The sequence below is a fragment of the Streptosporangium sp. NPDC049376 genome (assembly GCF_044466505.1).
Lineage (GTDB): Bacteria > Actinomycetota > Actinomycetes > Streptosporangiales > Streptosporangiaceae > Streptosporangium.
Map to the genome: position 1 here is coordinate 243,725 of NZ_JBITMT010000006.1, position 18,984 is coordinate 262,708.

General features: G+C 73.4%; 10 protein-coding genes. All 10 read right to left on the reverse strand.

The window, feature by feature from the left end; all coding sequences use genetic code 11:
- Nucleotides 1-47 precede the first annotated feature (47 nt).
- Nucleotides 48-1,454: a cytochrome P450 gene (locus ACIBVQ_RS19135; protein ID WP_352012642.1), complete on the reverse strand. Its 1,407-nt coding sequence runs from the start codon at nucleotides 1,452-1,454 to the stop codon at nucleotides 48-50.
- Nucleotides 1,451-2,029 carry a flavin reductase family protein gene (locus ACIBVQ_RS19140; protein ID WP_352012643.1) on the reverse strand — a complete coding sequence of 193 codons (579 nt, stop codon included), beginning with the start codon at nucleotides 2,027-2,029 and terminating at the stop codon, nucleotides 1,451-1,453. The genes ACIBVQ_RS19135 and ACIBVQ_RS19140 overlap by 4 nt, the downstream gene beginning before the upstream one ends.
- A 24-nt stretch (nucleotides 2,030-2,053) precedes the next feature.
- Nucleotides 2,054-2,491, reverse strand: coding sequence for an acyl-CoA thioesterase (locus ACIBVQ_RS19145; RefSeq protein ID WP_362772111.1), 438 nt, complete (start codon nucleotides 2,489-2,491; stop codon nucleotides 2,054-2,056).
- Nucleotides 2,491-8,331 carry a type I polyketide synthase gene (locus ACIBVQ_RS19150; protein WP_399178866.1) on the reverse strand — a complete coding sequence of 1,947 codons (5,841 nt, stop codon included), beginning with the start codon at nucleotides 8,329-8,331 and terminating at the stop codon, nucleotides 2,491-2,493. The genes ACIBVQ_RS19145 and ACIBVQ_RS19150 overlap by 1 nt, the downstream gene beginning before the upstream one ends.
- Nucleotides 8,328-9,311, reverse strand: a complete 984-nt coding sequence (locus tag ACIBVQ_RS19155; RefSeq protein ID WP_352012646.1) for an enediyne biosynthesis protein — start codon at nucleotides 9,309-9,311, stop codon at nucleotides 8,328-8,330. The genes ACIBVQ_RS19150 and ACIBVQ_RS19155 overlap by 4 nt, the downstream gene beginning before the upstream one ends.
- The gene (locus ACIBVQ_RS19160) at nucleotides 9,308-11,275 is read right to left on the reverse strand and encodes a CRTAC1 family protein (protein WP_352012647.1); all 1,968 of its coding nucleotides are present in this window, start codon (nucleotides 11,273-11,275) and stop codon (nucleotides 9,308-9,310) included. The genes ACIBVQ_RS19155 and ACIBVQ_RS19160 overlap by 4 nt, the downstream gene beginning before the upstream one ends.
- A 3-nt stretch (nucleotides 11,276-11,278) precedes the next feature.
- Nucleotides 11,279-12,301, reverse strand: a complete 1,023-nt coding sequence (locus tag ACIBVQ_RS19165; RefSeq protein WP_352012648.1) for a DUF1702 family protein — start codon at nucleotides 12,299-12,301, stop codon at nucleotides 11,279-11,281.
- Nucleotides 12,302-12,479: 178 nt separating this feature from the next.
- Nucleotides 12,480-13,460 (reverse strand): DUF1702 family protein, encoded by a 981-nt coding sequence (locus tag ACIBVQ_RS19170; RefSeq protein WP_352012649.1) that lies wholly within the window; start codon nucleotides 13,458-13,460, stop codon nucleotides 12,480-12,482.
- A 199-nt stretch (nucleotides 13,461-13,659) separates the two neighbouring features.
- Nucleotides 13,660-14,457, reverse strand: coding sequence for a TIGR03084 family metal-binding protein (locus ACIBVQ_RS19175; RefSeq protein ID WP_362917003.1), 798 nt, complete (start codon nucleotides 14,455-14,457; stop codon nucleotides 13,660-13,662).
- 149 nt (nucleotides 14,458-14,606) lie between these two features.
- Complete coding sequence (locus ACIBVQ_RS19180; RefSeq protein WP_399178870.1) at nucleotides 14,607-18,443, reverse strand: hypothetical protein; 3,837 nt, start codon at nucleotides 18,441-18,443, stop codon at nucleotides 14,607-14,609.
- Nucleotides 18,444-18,984 lie beyond the last annotated feature (541 nt).

Genomic DNA, 18,984 nt, shown 5'->3' on the forward strand with positions numbered 1-18,984 from the left:
CGTCGCCGTCCCGTCCCGTCCCGGGAACCTCCCGCCCGAAACCCCCCTCACCCGGCCGGGCGCACCGTCATCGGGAGCCCTCCGCGCATCCTGAGCGAGAGCATGGGCTCGGCGACCACCCGGTGGCCGGGAACCCCGGTCAGGCGCAGCTCCCTGGCGACCATCGCGACCACGAAGACCGCCTCCATCATGCCCAGGCTGTTGCCGACGCAGAAGCGGGGACCGGCGCCGAAGGGAATGTAGGCGTACCTCGGCCGGGAGGCGGCTCCCTCGGGGGCGAACCGTTCCGGGTCGAAGCGCTCAGGGTCCCTCCAGAACCCCGGATGCCGGTGCAGCGTGTAGGGGCAGATCAGCACGTCCGCCCCGGCCGGCACGTGGTAGGCGCCGACCAGGTCGTCCCGCTGCGCGCTGCGCGTCAGGATCCACACCGGCGGGTAGAGCCGCATGGCCTCCTCGACCACCATCGTGGTGTACCTCAGCCGGTGCAGGTCCTCGTAGCCGGGCAGCCGGTCACCGAGCACCTCGACCGCCTCGGCGTGCAGCCCGTCCCACACCCCGGGGTTGCGGTCCACCAGGTGGAAGGTCCACCCCAGGGTGCTGGCCGTCGTCTCGTGCCCGGCGAGCATCAGGGTGATCAGCTCGTCCCTCATCCGCCTGCCGCCGACCCGGGGGTCGGTCTCCTGCCCGGTCGAGACGATCAGCCGGGACAGCACGTCGTCCCCCTCGGCCGCGCCGCGCGCCGAACGTTCGGCCACCAGGCGGTCGACGACCCGCTGCAACTGCTCACGGGCCCGGCGGAAGCGCAGCTGCCTGGGCAGCGGAAGCCATGTCGGCACCGCGCCGAGCGTGACCATCTCGAACATCGCCTGGTCCTGCACGGCCTCGAAGGAGTGCGCGACCGAGCCGAAGGCGCCCAGGTCGGCGTCCAGCAGGGTACGGCCGAGCACCCCGAGCGTCAGGGCGGTCACCTCCCCCAGCACGTCGACCGGCTCGCCCTCCCGGTGCGCCCGCAGCCTGCCGACCAGTCCCGCCGCCTCCTCCGCGACGGCACCCGCCTGCTGGGCGATCCGCCGGTGCTGGAAGGCGGGCTGGATCATCCTGCGCTGTTTGCGCCACAGCTCGCCCTCGCTGGTCAGCAGCCCGTCCCCGAGGGCACGGCGCGCCTGGACCAGTCCGATCCCCTTGTGGTAGCCGGCGCTGTTGTCGGCCAGCACGTGCTTGGCGTGGTCGGGGTGGTTGAAGAAGTAGAGCGTCTTCGGCCCGAGGGAGATCCGGACCGCGTCGCCGTACCGCTCGGCGGCCGACGTCATCAGCGAGAGCCGGTCACGGGCCAGTTTCAGGAACAGGCCCATCGCGGCTCTGCGCGGCGGTCCGGGCGGTCTCAGCCGGCCGGGCGCCGGGGACGACGCCCCGCCGCCCGGCACGGCCGCAGCGCCTCCTCCGGTGGGGTTCAAGCTGTCACCTCGCTTCGATCTGGGATGATCCGGCGGAACCTGCCGTGGAAGAACAGCAGGCCGTCCCGGTCGTCCTGCTGTTCCATGGAGAGCACCCGCCCGACGAAGATCGAGTGGTCGCCTCCGTCGTAGGCGCGCCACAGCTCGCACTCGAAGCGCGCGAGTGTGCCCGCGAGCAGCGGGGCGCCGGTGAGCGGCCCGGGAAGCCAGTCGACGGTGTCGAACTGGGCGGCTCCCAGGGGCCGCCACCGGTTGGAGAAGTGCCTGGCCAGGGGCTCCTGGCCGGCGGCCAGGACGGAGACCCCGAAGGTCCCCTCCGCGGCGAGGCAGCCGTGCATGATCGCGCCGCGGTCGACGCAGACCAGCACGAGCGGCGGGTCGAGCGAGACCGAGGTGAAGGAGTTGGCCGTCATGGCGTGCGGACCGCCTCCGCCGACGGTCACCACGGTGACGCCGGTGGCGAACATCCCGAACGCCCTGCGCATCGCCTTGGGGTCCGCCACGGCGCTCGTCCCGGTTTCCGGCTCCGGTCCGGCGGAACCCGTCTCGTGGGACGGCTCAGGATTGACGCTCATACTGATCTCCCCGGTTGGCCGTTCCTAGGACAGGTATGGTTCGAGCGCGCGGGTCAGCGGCTCGGGGACCCTGGCCGGGACGGTCCGGCTGTTCGGGCCGCGCATGCACGCGACCCGCTGCCTGCCCCTGGCGACCAGCGTCTCCCCGCATGGGGCCTCTCCCGGGTCGAGCCGGACGTAGTCGAAGCCGAACTCGATCTGGGTCTGGGCGAGGTCCACCAGGCGCATCCTGATGGACAGCTCGTCGAAGGCCGTGATCTCGGCGAAGAACTCGCAGTCCACCCGCAGCGTGAACAGCTTCAGGTCCTCCTGCAGCTCGCCGAGCACGTCGGGGGCGTGGAGCTTGAGGAACATCTCCCGGCAGCGCCCCTGCCAGCGCAGGTAGTTGACGTAGTAGACGTTGCCGACGAGGTTGGTCTCCTCGAAGCCGACCGTGTGCAGATACTCGAAGTAGTTGCCCATCACCGCCGCCCCTCGGTGAGGATCGCGAAGACCACCGGCTCCACGGCGTCCCGCAGCGTCGTCACCAGCGTCGCGACCCGCAGGCCGCCGGAGGCGAGGACCGTCCACGCGTCCCTCCGCTCCGAGGTCCAGGTGAGCGGCGCCCCAGGGGGCAGGCCCGCCTTGCGCAGGCACTCGGCGGCGGCCCACACGCGTGTCGCCGCGGCGTCCAGGCTGCCGCCCAGCTCCATCGCGACCAGCTCGGCGAGCCCGAAGTGCGGGCCGAGCAGTCCCCGCCAGTCCTCGACCGTCCGTTCCCGCACGGCCTCGACGTCGCAGCCGGTCGTGCCGACGGCCACGACGCACAGGGTCAGCCCGGCGCCGTGGGAGGCCGAGACCGTCCTGCCGCCGTCCACCTCGGGCCGCCCGTCGGGGCGGTGGCGGACCTCGACGGGACGCCCGAGGGCGCGCCCGGCCGCCACGGTGGTCATGGCCCTGCGCTCCGCCGTGCTCCCGGTCCGTTCCGGCAGGTGGGGCAGGTCGGGCAGGCTCCGCAGGTCGGGGCCGGGCCCAGGGGCAGGCTCGGCCGGGCCGGGTTCGACGACGACGGCGACGGCGGCCCCGGTCAGGTCCTCGACCGTACGCTCCAGGTAGGGGCCGAGCAGCGGCGCGACCCACGGCCCCCGCCCGTCCCCCTTACGTACGGCCCGCAGCCGCAGCCCGTCCCAGCGTTCGACGACCCGGCCCGCGCCGTCCCGCACGGCGATGTCGTAGACGTAGGTGTCGCCGTCGCGCAGCCGTTCGGTCGCGCAGTAGCGCAGCCCGCCCGCCTCGGTCAGCGCGGCGCCGCCCGGCTGGAGGCGTTCGATCCCCGAGGGCAGCAGCGTCGCGTCCGGCACGCAGACCTGGTTGCCGTGCATCAGCGCGTCGCGTACGCCGGGGTCGCCGAGCAGCAGCTCACCGGAGAGGAACCCGGCGAACCAGCCGGTGTCCCCGTCCGCCGCCACGTCGGCGTCGACGTGCCTGGCCGCGGCCCTGTGGTAGCGGCGCAGCCGCTGGAAACGCCCGCCCTGGAACAGGATCTCGCCGTACAGGTCGGCCGCCGGGTCGAGCGGCACCGGGGGCAGCCCCTCGGCGACCTGCTCCGGCGGCCCGTCCTGGGCCGCCTCCCCGTCGAAGCGCAGCCGCGCCCTGAAGTGGTCGGCGTCGAAGCCGGTCTCCGCGCTGCGCACGGCCACCTCGACGGTCTCGTCCCCGGTGACGGCTGCGGCGATCCTGATCGTCGTCGTGCCGTCCGGCGGCACCACGATGGGCCGCAGGAACTCGGCCTGCTCGATCGTCGGCGGCCTCTCCCGGGCAGTACCGAGGGTCGCCACGGCCACCTGGGTCATCGCCTCCATGCCGAAGACCGCGGGGAAGAGCAGGTTGCCGTCGAGGTGGTGGTCGGCGAGGTAGAGGTCGGTGCCCGCGTTCAGCTCGGTCTCGACGACCAGTTCGACGCCGTGGTAGCGGACCAGCGGCCTGCCGACGAAGCGCAGCAGCGGCAGCGGGGGCAGGTCGTGGCGGACGGTGCCGACGCCCTCGGTGCGCCCGCTGACCACCACGACGGTGGGCGTCTCGGGGTCGGCCAGCAGCCTGCGCATGATCCTTACCCCCTGGTCGGGGGTGATCGGGGTGACCCCGTCCCTGGACAGCGTCTCGACGACGTCGAGCCGCTCCCCCATGCCGACGCCCGACCAGACCGACCACTCGACGCACAGGGCACGGCAGCCGGGGTGGTCGCGGGCGACCTCCTCGGTGAGGCAGGCCAGCCACTCGTTCGCGGTGGCGTAGTGCCCCTCCCCGCGCAGTCCCGCCCGGCCGATGATGCTGCCGAACGTCACCAGCAGGCGCAGCGAGCCGGGATCGACCGCGTCGAGCACCGCCCGCAGCCCGTCGACCTTGGGGGCGAGGGTGCGGTGGAAGGCCGCCATGTCCAGGCCGGTGATCGCCCCCGGCTCGTTGCGTCCCGCGCCGTGCAGCACCGCGGTGACCGGCCCGGTCTCCGCCGTCGCCTCCGCCACGGCCGCGCGCAGCCCGTCCGCGTCGGTGACGTCGGCCCTGGCGTACCTGACGGTCACCCCGGTGTCGGACATCCGCCGCAGGTTGGCCGCGAGTTCCTCGTCCTGCTCCGGGTCGGAGCGTCCGACGACGACGAGGGCGGCGCCGCTGTCGGAGGCCAGGGCGAGCGCGCACTCGGCGGTGATGCCCTTGCCGCCTCCGGTCACCAGCAGCACGTCCGTGCCGTCCAGCGGCTGGACGACCCGGGTGGGCCGTACGGGCATGGCGCGCAGGGTCGGCACCCGGCGTGTGCCCTCCTCGTCGTAGTGGGCCTCCGCGTAGCGCGTGGTCGCCGCGACCTCGCCGACGACCCAGCCGACGGCCTGTCCGGTCACCGGCACGTGCGCGACGGTCGTGCGCAGATGGGGCGCCTCAAGGAAGAGCGTCCTGGCCAGTCCGGCGGCGCCTCTGCCGTGCTGTACCAGGACGAACCGGGTCCCCGGCTCGGCCGCCAGGGCCGCCTGGGCGCCGAGCAGGGCCTGCTCCAGGTCCTGCCGCGCGCACTCGGGCGGCAGGCAGACCAGGACTCCCCGGCCGACGCCCGCCCCTTCGAGCTCCCGGCGCAGCGTCTCGGCGAAGGGGTGCTCCCCCGCCGTGTGCAGCGTCCAGCGGCCGTTGTCCTCCCGTACGCGTGCGGCGGGCGGCGGCACCTCGTCGAGGTCCACCGAGAACGGCCTGGCCCAGGCGGCGGCGCCGGCGACCGTCGCCGCCGTCTCCTGGCCCTGTCCTGTCTCGGCGAGCGTGCCCAGGGCGTCGGCCAGCTCCATCACGGTCGCCGTGGCGAAGTTGGTCGGCGCCTGCGCCGAGGACAGGCCCATCCGCCGGGCCGCCTGGTTGACGATCTGCCCGACCGTGATGGAGCTCAGGTGCAGGTCGTCGAGCAGGTGGCTGTCGGCACGCACCATGTTCATGGGCAGCTCGGCGCGCTCCGCGGCCAGCCTCCGCAGCATGTCCAGGGCGCTCTCCCCCTCGCCGCCCTCCTGCGGCGGCTGCGGGGCCCGCGGGGCCTCCCGCCGCTCCGCAGGCCGTACGGCGGGGCTCAGCCGTACCTCGGGGGCCCGCTCGCAGGGGCTCTCGAAGAACGACAGCGGCGCGCCGAGCCGCAGCGGCCTGACCAGCCTGCCGTGGAAGAGCGCCTCGTGCGCGACCGGGGCTCCGGCGACGTAGGCGGCGGCGACCACCCGCAGCAGCCCGGCCGACGACTCCTCGTCGGTGTCCAGCGCGACCGCGGGCACGTCGGTCACCGCGGCGGCCAGCCCGCTGAGCACCCGTCCGGGGCCGACCTCGACGAACAGGTCGATGTCCTTGGCCGCCAGTTCCACCGCCTGGGCGAACAGCACGGGGTCGGTGACCTGCCTGCGCAGCAGCGCCGGGATGTCGGTCTCCGGCGTCAGCGCCTCCCCGGTGACCGTGGAGACGACGCGCGCCCCGACCCGGTCGAACTCCTCTCCGGCCAGCCGTTCGCCCAGTTCCCGCGCGGCGGGCGCGACGAGCGGCGAGTGGAAGGCGTGCGACACCCGCAGAGGGGTCCACTGCAGCCCCTCCGCGAGGGCCCTGCGCCCGGCCTCCCGTACGGCGTCGGCCGGCCCGGCCACGACGGTCTGCCGGGGGCCGTTGTATCCGGCGATCACGACGGGCAGGTCCCCGGTCAGGGCGGTGACCGTGTCCGGGGAGGCGGCGATGCCCGCCATGGTCCCCGAGGCGGCGTGCTCGGACATGGCCCTGCCCCTGGCCTCGGCGACCCGCAGCAGGGTCTCCTCGTCCATCGCCCCCGCCCAGTGCAGCGCGGACAGCTCGCCCAGGCTGTGGCCGACGGCGACGTCCGCCTCGACGCCGAGGACGGCCAGGGCGCGCAGGCCCGCGACGGAGCCGGTGACGATGCGCGGCTGGGCCACCTCGGTCGCGACCATGTCGCCGCCAGAGGGCAGGTCCGCCCTGAGGTAGACCTCCTCGACCTCGGCGAAACGCCTGCGCAGGGCACCGCCGCTGGTGCCCCTGCCCGAACCCTGCCCGGGGAAGAGGTAGCCGATCCTGCCCGGCCCGCTCACGTGACCGAGGAAGCCCCTGCCGTCGGCGGAGAACAGCGGGATCTCCCCCGCGTCGAGGGCCGCGAGCACCCGGCGCAGCCCGCGTTCGGCGTCCTCGGGCGAGGAGACGACGACGGCCGCCCGGTACGGCAGGCCGCGCAGCTCACGCTGGAGCGTGGCGGCCAGGTCACCCAGCTCCGCGTACGACAGGGCGGGCACGAAGTCCGCCAGCTCGGCCAGGCGTTCGCGCAGCTCGGGCGGTGAGGCGCCGTCGAGCATCAGCAGTTCGGCGTCCTGGGCCGAGGAGGCGAGCGCCCTGGTCCTGCCGTCGAACCTGGCCTGCCTGCGCGGGCCGGGCTTCTCAAGGACCACGTGGGTGTTGATGCCGCCGAAGCCCATGGCGGTCACGCCCGCGCGCACCGGCGTCCCGCCGGGCCACGGCTCCGCCTTGCGCAGCACCCGCAGCCGCGCCGTCTCCTGCGTCAGCACCGGGTGCGGGTCGACGCAGCCCGTGGTCGGCGGCAGCACCTGGTGGTGCACCGCCAGGGTGGCCTTGATGAGCCCGGCGACCCCGGCCGCGGCCTTGGTGTGCCCGATCATCCCCTTGATCGAGCTGATCGCCGCCCGCGGGCCGCCGGCGTGGGAGAGGGCCTGGGTCAGGGCCGTGAGCTCGGTCCTGTCGCCGACCTCGGTGCCGGTGCCGTGCCCCTCGAACATGGCGACGGTCTCGATGCCGAAGCCCGCCCGTTCGTAGGCGCGGCGCAGCGCCAGCCGGTACCCGCTGACCTCGGGCCTGGTGATGCCGCCCCTTCCGTCCGAGGAGACGCCCCACCCGGCGACGGTCGCGTAGATCCGTCTTCCGGCCTCGACGGCGTCCCGCTCGCGCATCAGCACGACCATCCCGCAGCCCTCGCCGGGCCAGAAGCCGTTCGACCCGCGGTCGTAGAGCCGCATCTCCCCCCTGGCCAGGGCGCCGGTCTTGGCGAAGCCCACGATCTCGAACGGGTCGATGGACAGGTCGACCCCGCCCGCGACGGCCACGTCGAGGTCGCCGTCGGCCAGGGCCCTGGCCGCGGTGACCACCGACAGCAGTGAGGAGGAGCAGGCGCCGTCCACGGTGTAGCCGCCGCCCTTGAGGTCGAAGTGGTTGCAGATGCGCCCGGCGATCGTGTTGGAGAGCCCGCCCGCCAGGGTGTCCTCGTCGGGGACGGGGAAGGGGCTCTTGTAGGCGGCCTCCAGGTCGTCGAGGAAACCGGCGAGCCGTTCGTCGTCCCAGTCCCGCTCCTTGAGCGCCGCCGCGACGGTGCGCCGCACGTACGGCCAGCGCAGCCGCATCAGGTTGGCCCTGGCGAACTCCCCGGTGAGGGTGTTGCCGACGATGACGCCGGTGCGTTCCCTGGCCAGTCCCTCCGCGCCGGGGAAGCCCGCGTCGGCCAGGGCGAGCGCGGCCGTGTCGAGCGCCAGCCAGTGGGTGAGGTCGGTCGAGCGGTAGGTGCTTCCGGCGATCTTGTAACCGATCCGGTCGAAGGCGTAGCCCTCGATGACGGCCGCGTTGCGCGCGTAGAAGCGGTCGGGGGCGGCCGGGTCGGCGTCCCAGTAGTCCTCAAGCCGCATGCGCGTGTCGGGCAGCCTGCGGAACGCCCGCCGTCCGGCCAGGACGTTCTCCCACAGTTCCCTCGGCGAGGCGGCGTCGGGATAGCGGCACGCCATGCCGACGATCGCGATCCTGCTCATACCGAGGCGACCTCCTTGCCGGTGCTCGCCAGGCCGTCCTGGGCGCGCGCGGTCAGGCGCGCCAGGGTCTCGCGCTGCTCGCGTCCCTTGTCCACGAAGTGGAGCGACCACAGGAAGACCCCGCGGACGAGGCAGACGGCCGCGGTGGCGAAGAAGATGCCGTAGGGGATGTGCACGGCCGTGAGGAGGCCGTACGTCAGGGCGACGCCGCCGCCGAAGAGCATCTGCGCCGCGGGTCTCGACGGGCTCGTCCCCGGGTCGGTGACCATGTAGTTGGTGAAGAGGATGAAGGCGACGCCGGTCATCATGCCCAGCGCCCCGGAGATCGAGGTGCCGAAGAACAGGCCGCGCAGGACCGCCTGCACGGCGAAGCCGCCGACCCAGGCGGCGATCAGCCACATCCGCCCGGTGAGCTTGCCGTTGATCATGCTGCCGCCGAGGATGATGATCGCGGGGATGAGCCAGTCGATCCAGGTGTCGACGTTCTCCGTGAAGTGGTACGGCGGCGCGATGCTGGCCCAGGGCAGGATCAGCAGGATGACGGCGATGCCGAAGTTCGACGGGTTCATGAAGTGCCGCATCTTCCCGCGGACCGGTGCCCGCAGCACCCACTTGGCGCCGACCGCGACGACCACCCCGAAGATCATCACCAGGATCTGGTCGTTGACGTAGATGAGCATGTTCATGGCCAGGCTGGTGATGTGCGCCGGGTAGAGGAACTCCACCAGGCCGCGCGGGCCGTTGCCCGTGTAGCGCGGTGCCCGTCCCTCGGCCCTGGCCGAGACGAACTCAAGCGCGATCTCCACCACGTAGCCGGTCGCCACGGCGACGAAGGGCCACAGCCACGGCTGCTCGAACCCGAGGAGGATGTAGCCGACGGTGTTGAAGACCGTGATGGATATCGCGAAGTTGCGCAGTGCGATGGTGACCTTGGGGTCGTGGCGCGGGGGGTTGTGCGTCCTGTCAGACATCTCGGTCATCTCTCCTTGGCCTGGCCGCCGAGTTCGAGGCGGTGCCTGCCCGGCGTCAGCTGAAGATCCTGGTCGTGTACCTGTCCGGCCCGGTCGCGCCAGCGCAGGTTGACCCGCACGGGACCGGTGACGTTCCTGCCGAGCCCGATGTGCACCTCGCTGCTGCGCTTGCCCGAGTGCCCGCTGCCGCCGTCCACCCTGCCGAGGAGCCTGCGCCCGTCCGGCGTCGTCACCGTGACCTGCGCGCCGGTCACCGGCGAGCCGGGGGCGGGCAGCGCGCCGGGAACCGGGGTGGCCTCGCGGGTCAGCCGCAGTTCGAGGAAGGCCCCGGGTGAGGGACTCTGGTTGCGGTAGAAGACGGGCTCGCCCCACTGCCTGGCGACCGCGAAGTCGAGCCTGCCGTCGCCGTCGGCGTCACCGGTCGCGACCCCCCGCGTCGGCACCGGTACGGCCAGCCCGAGTTCCCTGGCCACGTCGACGTAGGTGCCGTCGGGGCACCTGACGAAGAAGTGCAGCGTCTGGGTTCCCGCGACGTCGTCGCCCGCGCGCACGTTCGGCCACCAGTAGGGGTTCTGCAGCAGCTGGTCGTTGGCCGTGGCCAGTTCCTGCAGCTGCGGCCAGCGGTCGACCTCGCCCTTCACGAACCCGGTGGCCTGGACGATGCTGAGGTCCCCGCCGTTGTCGAAGTCGTCGATCTTGACGTCCCAGCCCCAGCCCGACCAGGCGGTGCGCGCCTGGGCGCTGCGGTCGGTCCACGGCGCCTCGCCCCGGCTGAGCCTCTCGCGCAGGGCGGCCTTGTCGCCGGAGGCGGACATGAACTGGAAGTTGCTCTCCTCGATGCCGAAGGAGGTGGTGATGTTGCTGACGAACATGTCGTAGACGCCGTCGCCGTTGAGGTCGCCGAAGTCGAGGCCCATGCCCTTGAAGGAGTCGTGGCCGATCGTCTTCGACTTGGGGATCAGCGGCGAGCGCACCCCCTCGACGAGCGAGAGCCTGATGTGGCCGGGCGTCGAGCGGTTGTAGAACATCCGGTCGGGGCCGAAGTCGTTGGCGAGGTACAGCTCGGGCAGCTGGTCGCCGTCGAGGTCGGTGGCGGCGGCGGCGAGCTCCCACCCCTTGGAGGCCGTCTCGGGCAGGACGTCGTCGAGCCGCTGGTAGGTGACCGAGGGGTCGGCTCCGGTGACCGAGCCGGTCCAGCGGAAGAAGAAGTCGTCCCCGCCGTTGTGCGCGTCGGACATGGAGTGGTTCATGCGCACCAGGCCGGTGCCGCGGGAGTCGAGCACCGCGCTCTGCGGGAAGTAGTTGCCGATGAAGACGTCGTCGTGTCCGTCGCCGTCGAAGTCCGCCACGGTCGCGGCGTTGGTGTTCCACTGCGGGCCGCTGTAGAGGCCGCCGGTGGCGTTGGGACCGGGCACCAGCTCGACCGGCCGGTAGGCGCCGGGGCCGAGCCTGGTGGCGCCCGGCCTGGCGAGGTAGAGGATCGGCGTACGGCCCCACATGTAGACGAGCAGGTCGAGGCGGCCGTCCTCGTTGAAGTCGCCGGGGACGCACCCCATGGGGGCGATGTGGTCGTTCATGGGCAGCGCGCCGGGGTCGAGCGCGAAGGGCGCGTACCTGTCGGTCTTCCCGCCGGGGACGGGGGTGACCACGGTCTGGTCGATGCGCGGGTCGACCAGGCACAGGTCGTTGGACAGGCCGTCACCGTCGAGGTCGTTCATCGCGATCGCCGCCCCGACCGAGGAGATCCACGCGTCGATGTGCGTGTAGTCGGGGTGCACCCCGCGGATCTCCTGCTGCCGGAAGCCTCCGGGCAGGGCGATGGACATCGGGGCGAAGGAGTACCTGCTCGCCATGCGGGCCGTGTCCGCGGCCGAGGGCGTGGGAATGCGGGCCACCACGAACGCGCTCACGATCAGCACGAGCGCGAGGACTCCGGGGAGCTGCCTGCGCAGCCAGCCCGCTGTCGCTGTCACGTCCTAACACCTCCCAAGGGATGCGAACTCGTCGGCGATGCGCCGCCGCCACACCTCGTAGGCGGGCACCTCGCCCTGGACGGGCCCGTCGGGACGGGCCTTCTCACTGATCCGCGCCGCCTGTTCCGGGGTCATGTCGCAGAAGACCCGGGTGGCCAGGAGCGTGTGCGGCACCACGAGGCCGGCCCGTTGCCTGGCCTCGGCCGCGAACGCGCAGCCCTGGGCGATCTGCGGGCGGTATCGGCCCGCGCGCTCCCAGAAGGCCAGCAGTTCCCCCTCCTCCGCGCCGCCCGCGTAGCTGGCGGCCAGCCCGGCGCCCGCGTACAGGTCGGCCCTGCGTTCCTCGGGGAATCCGTCGATCATCGTGGCGACGAGTTCCACGTCCGTCCCGCCGACGAACCACATGGCCCGTCCCACGCCCTGGTCGATGGCGTGCCCGGCGTACCAGCGGAAGCGGTCGGCCGTCCAGGGGAAGTCGGGGTCGCGGAAACGGGCGTGGACGTATCGGCCGGTGTGGAAGTAGGCCTGGTGGAAGCCGTACCCGTCGAGGACGAGCCAGCGCAGCAGCGGATCGTAGGCCGAGACGTCGGGCCACAGGAAACGCGGCAGTCTGGCCATCGCCCAGCCGACCCCGACGTAGACCATGTAGAGGTGGTCGTCACCGCGCCCGGCGAGGAGGTCTCCCGTTCTGCGGCCTCCGGTGAACGGCAGGGCGTCCAGTACGGCGGAACCCATGCCCGCGCCCTCGTAGGCGAAGCCGCGGAAACGGGTGGGAATCGTCTCAAGCCGCTGTTCCGCCTCACGGGCCGAGCGTGAACCGGCCACGTGCGCGTAACCGGCCAGAAACGATTCACCAATCGTTTCCAGCAATTCCCTCGCCTGTGGGCTTTTCTCATTGAAACCGCGCGTCCCGAGTTTCGTGGCCGAGACGCCCGGGGTCAGAATTCGGCGCCTCAGCGCCCTCAACGCATTGGCCACTTGCCGCCTCACGCCCCTTATTCCGGATAGATTCGTCTCCTCGCCCATCTGCCGACAAATCTACACAGGCACCTTGACCGACTGTCTACTTCAAACGTGCTCACGGAAACGCAAAGGAAGCCTTCCTGCAATCGGGCGCATGATTAACGGCGACGACAGCGGATGGTCCCGCGCCATCAATTCACAAAAAGGCCGCAACAATTACGCGGAAATGCGGCGTCCGCCGTCAGCCCGTCCGCAGGGACAGGTGGGCGCGCACCTTCCCGCGCCACAGCTCGTAGGCGGGCAGCCCGCCGGAGCCCCGCTCGACGGCCGAGTCGTCCGCGAGCGCGACCGCGGCCTCCGCGGTCAGGTCCGCCAGGGCCCGGACCGCCGTCTCGGTGTGCGGCGGCACGAACCCCGCGTAGTGGCGGGCCTTGGCCGCGAAGACCGCGCCCTGGGCCAGTTCCGCCCCGTGCCCGGCGGCCTCCTCGCGCAGCGCGGCCAGATCCTCCGCCTCCGCCCCGCCCGCGAACGCCGCCGCCAGCCCGACGCCGCTCCACAGGTCGGCCCTCCGGTGTTCCGCGAAGCGCCCGACCGTGGCCGCGACGTCGCCGGGACGGCCTCCGTGGACGAACCACAGCGCCCGGCCGACCCCCTGGTCCGCCGCCCTCGGGAAGTAGTCCGGCATGCCCTCCCACGGGTAGGGCGCGGCCACGCGCTGCCGGCCGACCCAGCGCGCGGTGTCGAAGTAGGCGCGGTCGAAGCCGTACCCGTCGACGGCCAGCCAGCTCATCGTCGGGTGGTACGGCAGGCCCGTCAGGTCGGGAACCGCCCTGCTCCACAGCACCCTCGGCAGCCGGGCGAGCGCGAACCCGATGCCGATGTAGGTCAGGAAGAGGTGCGGCCTGCCGGGGCCGAGCAGGAGGTCGCGGGTGCGGGTGCCACGGCCGCCGCCCATCGCGTCGAGGACGGCGCAGGCCATCGTCGCGCCCTCGTAGGCGAAGCCGCGCAGTTCCCGGTCGACCATCGCGAGCCTGCGCTCGACCTCCCACTGGTCCCGCGCGTTGACGCCCCACTCGAACCCGCACACCACCGCCTGGGGGATCGCCTCCAGGCGCCGGGTCGCCTCGGAGGGGACGACCTGGAAGCCGCGCCCCGCGAAGGTCACCTCGGCCAGGGAGGGCGCGAGCAGCAGGCTGCGCAGCGATCCGAAGACGGTGGGCATGGGACCTCCCTGCTCGGGTGACCCTTTCATGCTCCCTTCCCACGGGTCGTGACGCATCTCTTGGATTGCGCCACCCCGGCGGACGGATCACGTCATCCGCCCCACGCGTGCGCGGCCCGGTGCGCGCCCGTCGTGGGCGCGCCCCGGGCCGCGCGGGGTCGTCGCGGAGGTCGTCGTGGGGGTCGTCGCGGGTTTTCCGTCAGCGGGTGGCGAACTGTCCCGGGGTACGGCCCTGGCCTGCGGGCCCCCGGTAGGCCTGGGCGATGTCCAGCCACCGGTCGGCCTCCGCCCCCGAGGCGGTGAGCGCGAGGTCGGCACGGTGCCTGCGCCTGACCACGAGCAGGCAGAAGTCGTGGGCCGGGCCGACGACCCGCTGCCCGGCGTCCTGGGGCCCGAAGGCCCACGACTCGCCGGAGGGCGCGGTCAGCTCGAAGCGGAACTCCTCACCCGGCGGCGTCAGGCCCCGCGCCTGGTAGCCGAAGTCCCTGGTCAGGGTGGCGAACCAGGCCAGGTGCCTGATCCGGTCCGTCGGCTCCCGCCGTACCCCGAGCGCGTCGGCGATGTCCTGGCCGTGCCCGAAGAGTTCCATGTATCCGGCGCAGCCGAGCACGGCGGGCGGAAGCGGCCTGACCAGCCACGGCACGACCTGGTTCTCCGGCACCGCGGCGAGCGCCGCGAGCGACGCCGCGCGTCCCGCCCGCCAGCGGGCCAGCAGTTTCTCCGGCGGGTCGTCCAGATAGTCCGCGAGGGCGGCGTTCACCGCCCCGTCGAAGTCCTTGCCCGCCCGCGCGGCCAGCGCCCCGAACGTCTCGGGGTCGGAGGCCGCCAGTTCGGCCAGGCGGAAGATGAAGGTGAGGTGCGCGATCTGGTGTCTGATCGTCCATCCGGGCGCGGGGGTGGGAAGCGCCCACCCGTCGGCGTCGAGGCCTTCGACCATGCGGTCGACTTCCTCGCCCTCCGCGGCCAGGTCGGAGATCACGTCCTGCAACTGGGTCACGAGCCTGTCCTCTCGCAGGGAAACTCGCAGGGAACCTCCAGGGAAGGAGGTCTGCCGAACACCTCACCGCGGCGGCGCGTTCTGCCCCAGCATGCATCGGTGCGAACCGGCTGTCTTCTCCCTGTGTGCTGTCCGTGGTCACCGGGTGGTCACCGGCAGGGTGGCTCGTACGGCATGTCGGGGAAGTGGTGACCCCACTCGGCGCGGGTGATCCTGGGGTGCGCGACGGCGCACACCAGGGCGGCGGCGCGCTCGGAGTCGATCTCCCACAGCCGCACCCTGCGGTCCCGGCCCGCGGTGGCCAGGGTGTGCCCGTCCGGGCTGAACGCCAGCGCGTGGATCCCCTCGGTGTGGCCGCCGAGGGTGGCCAGCTCCACGGGCAGGCGCGGGTCGGTCGTGTCCCACAACCGCACCGTGCGGTCGGCTCCGGCCGTGGCCAGGATGTGGCCCCGGGGGGCGAACGCCACGGCGTAGACGGTGTCGGTGTGCGGGGTCAGCGTGGACAGGGGCCGAGCGCTCCCCGGGCGGGAGACGTCCCACAGCCTGACGGTGCGGTCGAAGCCGGAGCCGGCCAGCACCTTCCCGTCCGGGGAGAACGCCACCGCGCTCACCCCGTCGGTGTGACCCGTCAGCGTCGCCACCGGCTCCGGCCGGACCGGACGGGAGACGTCCCACAACCGCACCGTACGGTCCCAGCCGCCGGTGGCCAGCGCCTTCCCGTCCGGGGAGAAGACCACCGCGCTCACCCCGTCGGTGTGACCCGTCAGCGTCGCCACCGGCTCCGGCCGGACCGGACGGGAGACGTCCCACAACCGCACCTCGCGGTCGGGTCCCACCGTGGCCAGGAGACGGCCGTCGGGCGAGAAGGCCACCGCGTTGACGTCGCCGGCGAAGTCCGTGAGCGTCGCCAGGGCCTTCGGACGGAGCAGGTCGGTGACCTCCCACAGCCGCACCGTGCGGTCGCGGCCCGCCGTGGCCAGGACACGGCCACCGGGGGCGAAGGCGAGCCCGCACACCGGGCCGCGGTGCGCGGTCAGCTCGCTCAGCGCCCTGGGCCTGAAGGGGTCGGCGACGTCCCACAGCCACGCCGTACGGTCCGATCCCCCGCTGGCCAGGGCGCGCCGGTCGGGGCTGAAGGCGACGGAGCAGACCGTGTCGCGGTGCGCGGCGAGTACGGGACCCGGCAGGTCCCACACCCAGACGGTGTGGTCGTCGCTGGCACTGGCCAGGCTCCTGCCGCCGGGGGCGAAGGCCACCGAGACGACCGCCCCGGCCTGGCCCGACAGCACGGCGGGCTCCTCGGCGCCGGAGTCGGACACGTCCCACATCCGCACCGTGCGGTCCGTGCTCGCGCCGGCCAGGTCGCGTCCTCCCGGGCTGAAGGCCACCGAGCGCACGCCGTCGGCGTGGCCGCGCAGGACACGTCTCTCCCGGACCTTCCCGGGGTCGCCGGTGTCCCACAGCCGGACGGTGCGGTCCTGGCTCGCGCTGGCCAGCGAGCGGCCGTCCGGGCTGAACGCCACCGCGTTCACGGTGCCGGTGTGCCCGGTCAGGACCGCCGTCCGGGCAGGGGCCCGCGACCGGGTGAGATCCCACAGCCGCACCGTGCGGTCCTGCCCGGCGCTGGCGAGGGTGCGGCCTCGCGGGTCGAAGGCGACCGAGACGACGGCGTCGTCGTGCCCGGTCACGCGGGCCAGCGGTCTGGGGCGCGCGGGGTCGGCGACGTCCCACAGGCGCACCGTGCGGTCGGTTCCCGCGCTGGCGAGCACCCGTCCGTCGGGGCTGAACGCCACCGCGTTCACATCGCCGGTGTGCCCGGTGAGGACGACCGGCGCCGCGGCGCGGCGAGGGCCGCCCAGGTCCCACAACCGCACCGTACGGTCCTGCCCGGCGCTGGCCAGCGTGCGCCCGTCCGGGCTGAAGGCGAGCGCGCCGACGCCGCCGGTGTGCCCCGTCAGGACCGCGAGCGCCGCCGGGCGGTGGGGGTCGGCCAGGTCCCACAACCGCACGGTACGGTCGCGGCTCGCACTGGCCAGCGTGTGCCCGCCGGGGCTGAAGGCGACCGCGCCGACGTTGTCGGTGTGCCCGGTCAGGCGGGTGGCGTAGGGGGTGGCGAAGGCGCTCAGCAGGGTCCCCCTGGCCTGCTCCGTCGGCACCAGCCGGTAGGCGGCGAGCCCGATCTGGGCGGCCAGGGCGGGGTTGGTCGCGCGCAGCGCGGCGGCCTCGCCCGCGGCCTTCTGGGAGACGGCGATGTTGCGCTGGCGGGTGGCCGTGCCGTTGGCGTCGGCGGCGTAGACGACGGCGGTGACGGCCAGCAGGAGCAGCGCGGTGAGCGCGGCGACGAGCTGACGCAGGCGGCGGGTGTGCCGCCTGCCTGCGTCGAGCTCGGCGGCCCGCGCGGCCAGGCTGGCGTCGAGGAAGGCGCGCTCCCTGCCGGTGAGCACGGCGTCTCCCGTCTCGGCCCAGCTCTGCGCCTGGGCGAGCCCGACCCCCCGGTAGAGGGCTCCCGGGTCGTGACCGAGCGACTCCCAGGTGCCGGTCGCCTCGGTGAGCCTGCGGTGGACGCGCAGCCCCTCACGGTCCTCGGCCAGCCAGCCGCGCAGCCGGGGCCATGCGCCCAGCAGCGCCTCGTGGGAGATCTCCACGGTTTCGCGGTCGAGGGTGATGAGGCGCGCGGCCGCCAGGCGTTCCAGGACGACCGGGGTGTCGGGGTCGTCCTGGTCGAGCTCACGGCGGAAGACGGGCCGCTTGGTGTCCTCGGTGCCCTCGCCGAGGGCGGTCAGCCGCAGGAACAGGCTCTTGACCAGCCGCTGCCTCCGGGGGCCGAAGGCGGCGTAGAGCGACTCGGCCGTCTGCGCGAGCGCGCCGTGCAGGCCGCCCGCCGCCTGGAAGCCCGCCAGGGTCAGCGCGTTCCCCCTGCGTCTGCGCCAGGTCTCCAGCAGGGCGTGCGAGAGCGAGGGCAGCGTTCCCGCCTGCCCGTTCGCCTGGGCCACGACGGCGGTCAGCAGCGCGGTCTCGACCGTGCAGCCCGCGCGGACCGCGGGCTGCACGACGGCGCGGCGCAACTCGTCGGTGGTCATGGGTCCAACGGCGAGCTGCGCGTCGGCGAAGGCCTCGACCAGGTCCGGGTGGCGGGTGCAGTGGGCGTAGAAGTCGGCGCGCACCCCGAGCACGACCCGGCAGCGGCTGTCGCCCGCGCCGGCCGCGGTGACCAGCGCCGCGAAGAAACGGCCGCGCTCCGTCTCGTCGTCGCAGAGGGTGAAGACCTCCTCGAACTGGTCGACGACCAGCAGCAGCTCGGCCTGTTCCGGCCGGCCGGCCAGGGCCCGGCGGACGATCCGGTGCAGGCCGTGCGGGCCGGCCGCCAGTTCTTCGCACAACCCGCCCGGGGCGTCCCCGGTGAGCCGGGCGAGCTGGAGCGCGCACTCCTCCAGGGGGCGCGGACCCGGGGTGAACAGCACCACGGGGCCCTGTCCGCCCTCGGCCCTCCTGCGCGGCACCAGCCCGGCCCGCAGCAGCGAGGACTTCCCCGCGCCCGAGGTGCCGAAGAGCGCGACCAGTCTCCGCCGCGCCAGACGGGTCCGTAACTCCTCGACGAGCCGCTCGCGGCCGAAGAACCGGTCGGCGTCCTCACTGCGGAAGGCCGCCAGGCCGACGTACGGCGGTTCCTGTCCGGCCGCCCGTTCCCCTGTCTCCCGCGGGCCGCTCCCCGAGAGTTCCGCGGCCACCTCGTGCCAGCGCCGCTCCCACTCGGTGCCGTCGCCCCCGCAGGCGCCGACGTAGGCCAGGGTCACCGCCAGGCTCGGCAGTCTCCTGCCCGCCGCCGCGCCGGACAGCGTCGCCACCGAGTAGCGCGCCCTGCGTGCCAGCAGCCGGTACGGCGGGCCACCCGCCTTCTCCCTCAGCTCGCGCAGTTCGGCCGCGAACCGCAGCAGCGCGCTGTTCCCCTCGTCCAGTGGTCGCTCGCCACGCGGCAGCGCCCCCACCTCCTCGGTCCGGTCCCCCGGTGCCCGCGCGAGGTGACGCCGGGAGACAGCCGGAGGCGGCCGTCCGAGCCTCCGGCGGGCCCTTCGACACCGGGAACTCGCCCGGCGATTGTTGCACACGCCCCAACAGGCCGGAAGCCGGTTCTCCTCGCGTCTCCGGCGAGATCATCATCCATCACGACAAGCGCTTTCACGGCATGGCGGCCCGCCGTACCCCTCGTTGCGGGTCATCTTTCGCTCGCCGTCCGGTCGCCGGCGGAGAACGTTGACGACCTGGGCCCGCCGCGCCGCGTCGCGGGTGTTTCCGGGTCGTTCTCCACCGCGTTCCAGGAACGCCGACGAGGAAGGGAGCGAAATCACGCGTCCGATGAGGGATCTCCTGTCCCGAGAGGCCGGAACCGTCACAGTGACCACCGCTGTGCCCTTCTCGGTGGCGTGCGGCCGCCGTACCGCGCACCCCACCGGCCCCGGATGTCCCGCGCCACGCCGCCCCTGAGTGGCCGCAGCACACCCGTGCAGGACGTACGTTGAAATGCACAGG

Coding starts and splice junctions, on each gene's coding strand:
- ACIBVQ_RS19140 (WP_352012643.1), bottom strand. CDS start 2,029: ATGAGCGTCAATCCTGAGCCGTCCCACGAGACGGGTTCCGCCGGACCG.
- ACIBVQ_RS19145 (WP_362772111.1), bottom strand. CDS start 2,491: ATGGGCAACTACTTCGAGTATCTGCACACGGTCGGCTTCGAGGAGACC.
- ACIBVQ_RS19150 (WP_399178866.1), bottom strand. CDS start 8,331: ATGAGCAGGATCGCGATCGTCGGCATGGCGTGCCGCTATCCCGACGCC.
- ACIBVQ_RS19155 (WP_352012646.1), bottom strand. CDS start 9,311: ATGACCGAGATGTCTGACAGGACGCACAACCCCCCGCGCCACGACCCC.
- ACIBVQ_RS19165 (WP_352012648.1), bottom strand. CDS start 12,301: ATGGGCGAGGAGACGAATCTATCCGGAATAAGGGGCGTGAGGCGGCAA.
- ACIBVQ_RS19170 (WP_352012649.1), bottom strand. CDS start 13,460: ATGCCCACCGTCTTCGGATCGCTGCGCAGCCTGCTGCTCGCGCCCTCC.